Origin of the sequence: Bacillus sp. FSL M7-1345, from assembly GCF_038006985.1 — a bacterium.
Taxonomy (GTDB): Bacteria; Bacillota; Bacilli; order Bacillales; family Bacillaceae_G; genus Bacillus_A; species Bacillus_A cereus_U.
The window spans coordinates 2,411,889-2,424,811 of sequence record NZ_JBBOWG010000001.1 but is presented as its reverse complement, the minus strand read 5'-3'; the positions used below and the strand labels follow the sequence as shown (position 1 = coordinate 2,424,811).

The following is a 12,923-nucleotide window of genomic DNA, read 5'->3' as shown; positions in this document are numbered from 1 at the left end:
AATATAAATAAAGCAAGAAAAAAGACCACCAGGGGTGAACTGTGTGGTCTTTTTCATAGATGGGAAATTTTATAAAAATAATAACTTAATTAAAACTCAAAATAAGTATAACCTTATGGTGTACCTTTTGATACGAAAATAAGCAGGTTAATGTTCTCTTATATTAATGAGAATATTAACTTGCTTTTTAGATTTTAGTATAAATTATTTATGGTTTTATTTTATTACTAGCTTTATAATATACAAATTTATCACCTGTTTTTACAATCCAAGCACCTAATATTAGGAAAAAAGAATATTTTATAATTAATTTACACCATGTTTTCAATATGTATTTTGGAGGAGGTTAATTTGATTTTTTCAAAACTCATTGATCGATACGCCTTGTATGATTTGCACAAAAAAAGAAGTGTAGAGTTTCAGTATGCTTCTCTTTCTAACACCTCACTAGATATAAAGGACATAGAATTTTTTTATAAAGTAAAACCATCTGATATTCATTTTAACATTAAGCATTCAAAACAGGAAAAGGATTACATGGTTGGACAATTCAAATATAAAAGCTCGGTTCAATCTGGTGATTCACGCAACGACTCTGTAACTGGAGAATTATTCTTACATAAAAATGAAGATGCACCTCAAGTCATCTTTGTTCATGGTTGGAGAATAGATTCTAACGAACGTGTTAAAAAAATATTTCACGATGATATGACTAACTTGAAGTGGAATATGTATTATTTCACTCTACCCTATCATTTTGAAAGAAAACCCAACCAATCCTTATTTAGTGGAGAGTACATGGTAAGTGCCAATATTGAACGAACTGTACAAGCAACCAGACAAGCGGTAGCTGATTTACGAACTTTGATCAAATGGATTAAAACAAATAAAAATGGTCCCCTGATTCTAATAGGAATCAGTTTAGGTGGGGTTATTACTAACCTAACAGCTCTTGTTGAACCAGAAATTGATGTATTAGCATCCATTTTCTACGCAAATCGACTTTCTTATTCAATTTGGAAGACAAATCCAGGTAGATTTATTAGAGGAGACTTGGAACACCATGGTGTAACGTATGATGAATTAATAGATTATTGGAAAATCACTGAACCGAGTCAAGCGTTACCAAAAGTAAAAAAAGAAAATATTTTATTAATTTCAGGTAAGCACGATCTATATGTGCACTCTGAGGATACGGACTATTTGTGGGAATCCTGGGAAAGACCTACGAGATATATTTATACATGTGGACATGCCGGGATTGTTCTTAAACGTAAAAAAATTGCAACTGATACTATCAATTTTATTCAGAATCGATTGAACTCCCCACACTTTCCCAATGTGATGCCTTAAAACGAGAAATTACTAAGTACGGAATCTTATACTTGCAATGTTTCATTTTATACTAAGCTCACTTTTAAATCTTCCTTTCTTCTGTTTTCTCCCTTAACCTTACATGATTGGAAAATGATATAGAATTTAGGAAGTAACTCTGAAATAAACTCGCCATATGGAAAAGCGCTACTTATTCACCAGAAATTATTATTGTTTATCCTTCTTATGCAATATTACATATAAAATGCTTTATTTGTTCTGTTATAATTTTAAGAGTAAATTATTCATCCATTAATTTACACTATCCATATCTACAGTTATGGATACCCTAATTACACATAAAAAAGAGAAGAACCTTGGTGAGTTCTTCTCTTTTTTTATTTTTTTAAGATTACTATCCAAAGTAATTATTGCAATTACTTTAAGCTGGCTTTTGAATTATAAATTCTGATTTTCATACTTCTTCATGAGTCTATATAAGGAAAAAAGAATCTACTCCTTTTCTAGCCAAATAAAAGGAATTTTTTTAAACAGTTATTTTAATTTGTACTGTTCTCCTATATTAATGCCTGCCCATGAGTATTTCCCTGAATTATACATTAAGGAATGCAAATGTATTAATCCTTTCCGAGTATGAATTCGAACATGTATCCGTTGCAATATGCCATTAAAATAAAACGGATCACCTCTTGGTTCAATTAGAAAACTACTTGTAAATAACTACAACGACATGAAAACACTTTACTCCTAAATCAATCACTTGTATTACTGGTTGCATGAAACTCCTTCTTGAGAAAGGTTTTAATTTCCGAATATTCTGTTGACTACTAAGGCATATCCAATTTACAATTTAATTGTGATGTTTTTTCACAATTAAACTACTTAGAATACACTTCATTTATTTGAAAACAATTACAAATAGAGGTGCTAAAATGAAAACAAGAGTAAATCCAGAGTTATTACAAGGGTTAGAGATGTTTCCAGATCTCGATTTACGCCCGGAAAACTTGCAAGCAATCAGAGAAGGAATAGCTCAAGTGAGACCACCTACAGTTGTTGATGAATCCCTTTCGTTAACAGATGAAGTCATTGTTGGACCAGATGATAATCCGTTACCATTAAGAATTTATCGTCCAAAATCAAATCACGAATTTTTACCTGTCTTATTATGGATACATGGTGGCGGTTATATCTTAGGGTCTATAGATGATAACGATGATACTTGTATGAGGTTTGCAAAAGAAGCTGACTGTGTGGTCGTATCTGTAGACTACCGCTTAGCTCCTGAACATCCTTATCCAGCACCAATTGAGGATTGTTATTCAGCTTTAAAATGGATTGCTGATAATGCAAAGTCATTAAACATTGATTCGAATCGAATTGGGGTTGCAGGAGTAAGTGCTGGCGGTGGACTAACAGCAGCATTATCATTATTAGCCCGAGATCGAAAATATCCTTCAATTTGTTTACAAATGCCACTATATCCAATGATTGATGACCGAAATAATACACCTTCAGCGAATGAAATTAAAGAGGGATTTGTTTGGAACCAAAAAGCAAATGAAGCTGGGTGGAAAATGTATTTAGGAGAAATGTATGGAACGGATAAAATCCCTGCCTATGCAGCGCCTTCCCGAGCTGAGGATTATAGTGACTTACCATATACTTACACATTTGTTGGTCAATTAGATCCATTCCGCAGTGAAACATTAACCTATGTAAGCAAACTAGCGCAAGCTGGTGTTGATGTCGAGTTTCATTTATACCCAAATGCCTATCACTGGTTTGAAGGGTTAAATCAAAATACCGATGTATCTATTTACGCTGTAAACGAAATGGTACAAGCAGTAAAGACTGGTTTCAAAAGAGTCTCTAAGGTTGAGGCTTAATCCCTTTACAAGAAAAACACTCGTAAATAGTATAATAGCCGATTCTCATTTAGAATCGGCTATTAATATGTAAAATTCACCTAATATATCAAGGTTGAGAAACAGATATAAGATGTTTAGGAGATGTGTTTATTTCCTCTGCCAATGCTTTTATGTTCATCATGATTTGAAGTATTTCTTCTGTTGTTGTCCTTGGGTTGATAGAGCAAAGTCGAATTACTACTTTTTCTTTTAATTTAGTCGTACTTAGCATAGCAAATCCTCTTTGATTAATTTCTTCCACCAGTTTTTTGTTTATTTCATGAATTGTATCTGTAGATGTTAGCTCACAAGGAATATAACGAAAAGTAACAATCCCTAACTGAGCAGGTGTTACCACTTCCCAATCTTTTTCTTTCCTTAAAAACTCTTCAACTTGTTCAGCCAACATAATGCCATGATCAATTGCCTCACGAAAAGCTGTGACTCCAAATACTTTAAAAGAAAGCCATACCTTTAATGCTCTAAATCTACGAGAAAGTTCAATTCCACGCTCCCCAAAATTCACTTTTTCTTCTATATTAGTTTCCGTATCCTTAATATACTCTGGGATCATACGGAACGTTTCACTTAAATATTGGCTGTTTCGAATGAGTACACATCCAACATCATAAGGCTGAAAAAGCCATTTGTGCGGGTCTAACGTCAAAGAATCAACACGATGAATTCCGCTTAACAACACACTTCCTTTTTCACTGAGAATGGCTGCAGCCCCATAAGCCCCATCCGCGTGCAGCCATATGTCTTCATCATTACAAAGATCAGCCAATTCATCGAGGGAATCAACCGCCCCGCAATTCGTTGTCCCTGCATTAGCGATAACACAGAATGGTTTTTTCCCTTTTAATCGATCTTCTTTTATTTGCTTTTTTAAAGTACTAACTGAAATTCTTAAATCTTCATCTGTTTCAATTCGGCAAATTTGATGATGTTTAAACCCTAATACTTTAAGTGCTCGATCTACAGAAAAATGAGTTTGGTTAGAAAAATACACAACCGCATTTTCTATGTCATTATTCAGCTTGACCTGTCTCGCTACAGTAAGTGCAGTCAAATTAGCCATGGAACCGCCACTGACAAATAGCCCTTCAGCTGAATCAGGGAATCCTAGCATTGATTTTAACCAGTTGATTGTCGTTAATTCAATTTGTTCAGCACCTGCACCTACTATCCAAGCTGTAGGAAATACATTAAACCCACTTGCTAAAAAATCTGCTACTACACCAACATAATTATTAGGACCTGGCACAAAAGCCATAAAATGAGGATGATCCACATGAGTAATTTGATTAAACACATTGTTATTAAGAAAATGAAGTAACTCTTTTGGATTGGATCCGTTTTCTGGAATCGTTTCAATTAGCTTGTCTCTAAAAATATTACTATCAATCGTTTCCGAAACTGGTTTACTTTTTAAATGATTCATATGATCAACAATCAAGTCAACCGCTTGATATCCTAACTGACGCATCTCTTCGACTGATAACTGCAAGTTTTTCGTCATTTGGTTTACTCCTATTCTATTTAAAAAGGCGAGTTCTTGCCCGCCTTTTCATTTTTTATAATTTGAAATTACCGATCACCTGTATTGGATTTTGAAGAATCATGTTGATTAACTGATGGAAGTGATTCAATATTTCCTGTATTTTCTCCGCTTCGTATAAAGTTTGATCATATCCAAACTTTATTGTAAGTTTTTCTTCAGGGAAGCACATAATTCCATACTTTACATGCGGCTCATCAACAACTTCGTAATCTGCGATGGCAAAATTTCTGTTTTCATTTGAAGAAAAGATAGCTTGGTTAGTTGGATAGTTTTCAAAAACCCACAGATGATCAGTCAACTGATTTTTTAATTCACTTTGCTTTTGTATATCAACAAATGAATAGTATGCATACTCATTACATTTCAATGTTTCTAGTTGTACTTTTTTCAGGAAGTCCACAAAAGATTGCGTTTCTGTCCATGCTAGTCGGATAGGCAAAACATTTGTGAACAGACCGAACATATTTTCAATTCCTTCTACTTCGGGAGGTCTGACTGATACTAGATTAGGTAATACTACTTCTTTTATTCCGTTGTATTTACCAAGCAATATTCCCCATACAGCTAGTAATGCCGTATTCATAGTTATATTGTTTTTAGTTACAAATATCTGTAACTGATTAGTCAAATCCTTGTCTAATGTTAAATCCATAAATGTGAAGTTTAACCCTTCACTTTGCGTTGGTATTTTCTTTTTAGGAATACTAATTTTTCGATTGTATCCTGATAAATAATCCCGCCAAAAATGACGTGCTTTCTCATGATCTTGTGCTAAAGTCCATTCTATGAATGTTTCAAAAGGTTTTACCATAGGTAACTCCGCCGTAGTTCTCGCATTTATTGTTTCATAGAGCTGGAATAATTCGTCTATCAAAATGCTGACACTCCAACCATCACATAATAGATGATGGGAACTCCAAACCACCTTATGCTCGTTATTACCTAGTTGGAATATACAGAGACGGGTCATGAGTTCATCATTTTTAAATCCTCGACTTATATTTTCATTCATCCACTGGTCTAGGAATTCTTGCTGTTCTTGTTTCGTCATCTCAATCAAGTTTTTTATCTCTGAAATCATTTGAACATCATGTAGAACAGCTTGCCAAGGTTGTGCTTGTTCATCTTGCACAATTATCGTTCTTAAAGAATCATGACGATCAACTAATTGTTGGAAACACTGAGTAAAGAGATTAATATCCAGCTCCCCCTCAAGTGCCCAAATTGTTTGTTCAAAATATGCATTTGTATCAGGTTCAGTCGCAGCATGCTCATAAATAACTTCTTGGAAAGGTGCCAATGGATAAATTCGTTCTATTTTTATATCCGGCATTTTTTCTTGTATTTTGATAAGTGTATGTTGATTAAGTTGTTTATCTTTAACATTTAGTGATGTAAAATGATTATCGTTCATTTTGTTTACATCACTTGATTGTGAATTTGAAAGATGCTCTAGCTTTTTAACAAATTGAGCCATGTCTCCTAATATAGGAAATGAAAATAGATTTTTTGGCTCTAGCTCAAATCCTTGTCTATACAGTCTGACGGAAACTTGAATCGCTTTTATCGAATCTCCACCTAAGGCAAAGAAATGATCATTTACTCCAACCCGATCTACTTTGAGTACTTCTTGCCATACACTAGTTAATATTTTTTCCATTTCAGTTTTTGGAGCAATAAATACTTCATTCTTTTGTTTCTCTGGAGCAGGGAGCGCTTTTCTATCTAATTTCCCGTTTGGAGTCAATGGCAGTTGTTCCAAATAAACAAAATAAGAAGGAATCATGTAATCTGGCAAGTGGTCTCGCAAATGCTTTCGTAGTTCTGTTGTGCTAATATTTTGTTCAGTTACCACATATGCGACTAAAAATTTCATTCCATTCTCATCTGTCTGATCAATCACTACAGCGTGTTCGACTTGTTTGTAAGTGAGAAGACAATGGGAGATTTCTTCTAACTCTACTCGATATCCTTGAATTTTGACTTGATAATCTTGGCGTCCTAAAAATTCAATATATCCCTCAGGGTGCATTTTTCCACAGTCTCCTGTCTTGTATATAAGACCAAAATCAGGATGTGACACAAATGCTTCATTCGTTTTCTGTCTATCATTTAAATATCCTTTAGCAAGTCCCACTCCCCCGATATATAAATCTCCAATTACACCAACAGGGCACATTTTCTTTTCATAGTTCAACACATAATACGCTTGGTTTGCCAAAGGTATCCCGTATGGAATACTCTTCCAATGCGATTCCACCTGTTTGACCGGATAATAAATTGACCAAATCGATGCTTCTGTTGCCCCTCCGAGTGAAACTACTTCCGCAATCGGAAAATGTCTTTTTATTTTTTCTGGTAAAGAAAGTGGAATCCAATCTCCACTATGTAAAACTAAACGCAAGGAAGAATGTTCAAAATGAGAACCTACTTGATCTAATGCCAAATCCATAATTGCAGGTACTGTATTCCAAATTGTAATTCCTCTACGTTCGACGGTACGGATTAATTCTTGCATGTCTCTTGGGTCACGAATCATTACCAACATTGCACCTGTGCTTAACGTTCCGAAAATATCGTATACCGATAAGTCAAAACACATAGAAGAAATACCAATAATACGATCATCTTCGTTTACCTGATATTTTTGATTAATATCTTGAATGGTATTTGCAACCGCTTGGTGAGTAATAATTACTCCTTTCGGTTTTCCTGTACTTCCTGAAGTGTAGATAATATAGGCAAGATCTTCCGGACCAGCAATAGCAGGCATATCTTCTGTTGTATATAATGACAAGTGGTTTTCTTCATAAAGACTAGGTTCTAATAAAAGTTTGCATGAGCTATTTTCTAAAATATATGTTTGGCGATCTGAAGGATGGTCGGGATCAATCGGAACATAAGCGGCACCTGCTTTTAAAATACCTATCATATTAGCAATTGTGTCAACTCGTCTTTGTGCTAAAAGACCAACTTTGTCACCTAGACAAATTCCTTGTTCTTTTAAAAAGTGCGCAACTTGATTGGAGCGCTTATGAAGCTCCGAGTATGTTAAGTAGTCTTGTTCAAAAACTACTGCTACTTCATCCGGTGTACGTTTTACTTGGTCTGTAAATAATTGATATAAAGTAGTCGACGGTATTTTTTCTGTTGTCTCATTGTATTGCTCAATTAAAGCATGGTCTGACTCTTTCATCTGCAAAGATGTTTCACCAATTTGTTTCACTAATTGTTCCAATAAGTCAACAAATTGGTGAAACATCGCTTCTATCACATCAACATCAAATAATTCTTCAACATAGTTCCAGCTAATTAATAACTCTCCATTTTTTTCAATTACCACATTATCCAAATACACTTGTGGAGTCCGAGCATGAATATGGCGAAGTGAACCAAGCTGTTCCCAAGCAAAAGCCCCCGCACCTGCTAGCATCGAGGTGAAAACAATTGGCATAACTGCTTTTGGCGTCATTTGATGATATCGAGTAAAATCTCGAATAAAATTAACTCCATCGTAATGGCGATGTTCGAGGCCATCTAATAAAGTAGATTGCGTTTCTTTTACTCTAGTAAAGAAAGATTGATCTGGATTCACATCAACATCCAACAAGATGAGTGAAGTGAAATCTCCCACAATTTGCTCTACTTCTTCATGAACAGGATAACGGTTAAATACAGTCAAATTAATTGCCAATCGACGTTGATTACTCCAATATGCCAACACATCACCATATATTGTACAAAGCAGAGCCGAAGGAGTTACTTCTTTCTCTTGTGCTAACTTTCGTAGCTTTGTCCATATTTCATTGTCCAGGATCTTAGTAAGTGATTGGAACTTAGGAGTAGCAATCTCTGCCGGATCCTTTTTTAACAGCAAAGAAGGCGCAAACGGAAAGTCAGGAAGCTTACTTGTCCAATAATCTTTTGCTGTTTTATATTCTGTGCTTTGTTCCAGTTCATCATAGATAAACATGTAATCTTGAAAATCAAAAGATAGAGGTTCTAACCTTTGCTCTGGTTTATAATAATAATGAAACAAATCCTGTCCAACAATGTTCATACTTGCTCCGTCCATTAATAAAGCATCGTATCGAAAACATAATAAATACGTGTCTTCTTTTAAAAGAAAGGCTTTTAATTCAAACAAAGGCCATTGCCCCAAAGGGAATACATGGTTAGTCATTCGAGAACGTTCTTCTTGTAAGCGAGCATTTTGTTTCCTATCATCTAAATCTATGAGACTCACTATTTCAATCTCGTAATCAGGAACGCTGTGTAATATTTGCTGTTTTCCCTCTGGTAAAATTACAGCTCGCAACATTGGATGACGATGAATTACCTTTTGAAAACTTTTTGAAAGACGATTGATATCCAATTTTGTTTCATATTCAAAATATGTTTGAGGTGAAATACCACTTAATTCAAACTGTGAATTCCTTCCTAACATGTACGCTGTCTGAACCTCTGTTAAGGGAAATGACTTAGACAAATCTTTAACATGAGTTGGTCTATTTTCAAAGTTTTTCTCTTTATGCTCTACCTCTACACAAGAACTAAGTTGAGCAATCGTAGGATGCTTAAAAAAATCTGTTGTACTTATTTTTAAGCAGTCTTTTCTTAATAAATTAATTACCTGAAGTGCTTTAATCGATTCTCCTTTTAAAGCAAAAAAATTATCATGAATACCAATTCCCTCAATCTCCATAACTTTTTCCCATGCATGCACCAATTTTTGTTCAATTTCATTGCGCGGGGCAACGTATGGAATTGATACATAATCCGTTTGTGTTATATCTAATAACCTTTTCCTATCTACTTTCCCATTTGGATTCAACGGAATCTCTTCCACCTGAATCATTTTTTCAGGAATCATAAACTCAGGTAATTTATCACTGAAATATTTTCTGATTTCATCAAAAGAGACCTTATTATCCGATACATAGTACGCAGCTAATAATTTCCTATTTCCATATACTTGATCAACAACGATAGCTTGGTTTATTTCTGGATATTCCCTTAACTGGCTTTCGATTTCTCTTAATTCAATCCGATATCCCCGAATTTTTACTTGATGATCCATTCGACCTAGATATTCAAGTTCTCCATTAGGCAACCAACGAACGAGATCACCCGTATGATACATCATTTCTCCTGCCGTAAAAGGACTCGGTACAAACTTTTCATCTGTCAGTTTAGATTTCCCAAGATACCCTCGTGCTACCGCCACGCCACCAATGCAGAGTTCACCCGGAATTCCAAATGGTTTTAATTGACCATACTTATTCAATATATAGGAATGATAATTCGGGTTGGGACTTCCAATCGTAACTTCTTTGGCAGAGCTCAAATCCTTTACTGTTGCACAAATGGTTGTTTCTGTAGGACCATAAATATTTAAAATTGTCGCTTCACTGATGCATCGAATTTTTTCAACTAAATCAATGGAAAATGCTTCTCCTGCTAACAAAATAGATTTTAAATCTTTTAGAAAATTTGCCCCTTCTGGATCACTTAAAATCACTTCCATTCGCGATGGGGTTGATTCCCATAAATCCACCTTATGTACTTTGACCAAATGAGCCAATTCTTTTGTTGCAAACTGGTCCTCTGTAGCAATGACTACTTTCGAACCTTGCGTTAAAGGAAGACATATTTCTAACAAGGAAATATCAAAAGATACACTAGCAAGAAACAAGAACGACTGATTATCTTTTACTTTTTCTCTCATAACGCTTAAAAAATGGACAAGAGATTTCTGTTCCACCATTACTCCTTTTGGATTTCCTGTTGATCCTGATGTGTAAATAACATAAGCCAAATCATTAGGCTCACCTTGTCGAACTAAATTACTTTCTTCACCTTGGAAGAGATGTTCCTCATCAAGATACAGTACTTCACCCGCAAATTGCGGCAATTCTACTTCTGTTCGCTTGCTCAGTAAACATTTTGCTTGACTATCTTGTAACATATATTCAATTCGTTCATTTGGATAGTTAGGATCGATTGGTAAATACGCTGCTCCTGCTTTTAAAATTCCCATCATGCCAATGATCATTTCCAATGACCGATCTACCATAACCCCAATAATACTTTCTTTCGATACACCTTTACTTTGAAGAATAGAAGCTAATTGATTTGCTTTCTTATTCAATTCTCTATATGTCAAAGATTGATCATTACAAACAACAGCAATTTGATCTGGGGTTTTTAACACTTGTTCTTCAAACAAATCTTGAAATGTTTGAGAAAATTCTATGTCCGTCTGATCTTGATCCAATTCTTCTAGCAACTCTTTCTCTTCTTCTGAAATGATACAAATATCTTTCACAGCCAAATTCGAATTTCTTGACACTTGCTTTAAAACATAAAGGTACGAATTTGCAAACTGTTGCAAAGAAGAGAATGAATGAGACTTAAAAGAAATTTGAATTTCAAATTCATTATGTATTTCATTCCATTTTCTTTGTATCCAGATGGCTAAATTATTCTCTTCATATTCTTCTATCGAATTTTTATTATGTAATCCTTCCATCCCAATAACAATTTGAAAAGGAGTTAAATGGTGTTTCGCTAATAATTCAGAAAGTGGATACTCCTGATTGTCATACCCGAATAAAGTCGTTTGTTCAATCTGATTTACTAGTTGTTTAAAGCTGTGATGCGGATGGATTTCACTTCCTAAAGGAATCAATTTATTAAGATTCTCGCTTTGTTCAAGATTCTTTTCAATTACAGGAATACCAATAGTAATCCTTTCTTGATCTGTATAGTGTGCCAAACAAATCCTTAACGCGGCCTGTAACCAGCTAAATAATAATAAATCTTGAGACTTACTTACTTTTTGTATACTTTTACTAAACTCTACATTCATTATGACTTGAACGTGCTCGCAAGGATTTTCTTTATTTAGTTGGTAATCGCTATTAAATACAGAAAAATCGAGAACCTCGGAAGATAATTGCTCCTTCCAAAACGCCTCTACCCCTTTATTTTCATGAATCGAACTTCGATCTTTAATGTGCATTTTTATCTTTATCCCCCTAATATTCATTTCATCTATTCGTTAATTTTCAAGCCAACTTCAATTCCATGGAGAAATACTTGATGGTTATCCAAACTTAAAAAACGCTCAATCTCTTCAAATTTCATATGACCAACCGAACAAACTCCTAAATTTAATGTCTCAGCCACCATATTTAAAGTAGCAGTGATGATGCCTGACTCAATACAAGCAAATAAATATCCATCTGAACCGTATTTCGGGATGGAAGCGTTCGCATTATAGACTAAATAAACTGAAAAGGCAGACTGAGTAAATAAATCCTGGTTAATTAACTCATGATCACTTTTGATTACTTGATCAATATTGTTTACAACCACAAGACTATTTTTTGATGGGTTATAATAATAAAAACCAGCTTTCATACCTTCTATACGTTTTGGTTTTATATAAACAAAGATATCAATAGGGTAGAGTCCGCCTGCACTTGCGTAATGATAGTATATTTTTTCTTCCCCAACCTGTTTTAGAGTTGATGTGAATTGGGAAAATTCTAAAAAACTAATATGTTTTTTCATATCAAATTGGCGACAAGACCTACGCTCCTTGATTATAGTGGGTAGCTCATTTGTTGTTTCAAGTTGAATTTCGGTTGACCGCACAGCATGGTGCGTTCGATTCAATTGTTCACTCATATACTTATCTAAATCTTCTTTAGAAAAGCGAATCTGGTTGCTATATGGATTCGGAAAAATCTTTTCTTGTGTGGAAAATACTTCTCTTGGGTGTAATATGTTACTTACTAACACACGATTTTTTATCATAAGCTCTATTGTTTTTTGTGTCTCTTCTACATTTCCTAACGAAAAGCGCTCTACTAGTTCACTAATTTTCACACCTTTTTGAGTTAAAAAATAAAACTCAGGAAACCACTCAGACAGAACGCCTGTAAATCTCGTTTCCCCTATCAAAACTTCATTATGGAACTTCTCCCAATGCTTAATAGGAGACCAGTAATAAATTTGCTCGCTCATATAACCCTCCATAAACGTTTAACTTATTTTTAAAATACAGTTTTCTAATCTACAAAAAATAATTTTTAGATTCTGCCCCT

Annotated in this window: 5 protein-coding genes; 2 read left to right on the top strand and 3 right to left on the bottom strand. The window is 34.5% G+C overall.

Going from position 1 to position 12,923, the window contains the following annotated elements; translation table 11 throughout:
• Positions 1 to 351: 351 nt before the first annotated feature.
• On the top strand, positions 352 to 1,353 hold the full coding sequence (locus MHB76_RS12500; protein WP_078175204.1) for an alpha/beta hydrolase: 1,002 nt from the start codon (positions 352 to 354) through the stop codon (positions 1,351 to 1,353).
• Between the two features lie 914 nt (positions 1,354 to 2,267).
• A complete protein-coding gene (locus MHB76_RS12495; protein ID WP_078175203.1) occupies positions 2,268 to 3,224 on the top strand; it encodes an alpha/beta hydrolase in 957 nt (318 codons plus the stop codon).
• 88 nt (positions 3,225 to 3,312) lie between these two features.
• On the opposite strand, the gene MHB76_RS12490 is transcribed toward MHB76_RS12495, so the two are convergent.
• From MHB76_RS12490 to MHB76_RS12480, 3 genes are read right to left on the bottom strand one after another with little or no spacing between them, the layout of a single operon-like run.
• Positions 3,313 to 4,767, bottom strand: coding sequence for a pyridoxal phosphate-dependent decarboxylase family protein (locus MHB76_RS12490; protein WP_078175202.1), 1,455 nt, complete (start codon positions 4,765 to 4,767; stop codon positions 3,313 to 3,315).
• Between the two features lie 55 nt (positions 4,768 to 4,822).
• Positions 4,823 to 11,833, bottom strand: coding sequence for an amino acid adenylation domain-containing protein (locus tag MHB76_RS12485; RefSeq protein ID WP_340986690.1), 7,011 nt, complete (start codon positions 11,831 to 11,833; stop codon positions 4,823 to 4,825).
• A 32-nt stretch (positions 11,834 to 11,865) separates the two neighbouring features.
• Complete coding sequence (locus MHB76_RS12480) at positions 11,866 to 12,843, bottom strand: SagB/ThcOx family dehydrogenase (protein ID WP_078175200.1); 978 nt, start codon at positions 12,841 to 12,843, stop codon at positions 11,866 to 11,868.
• Positions 12,844 to 12,923: the final 80 nt, after the last annotated feature.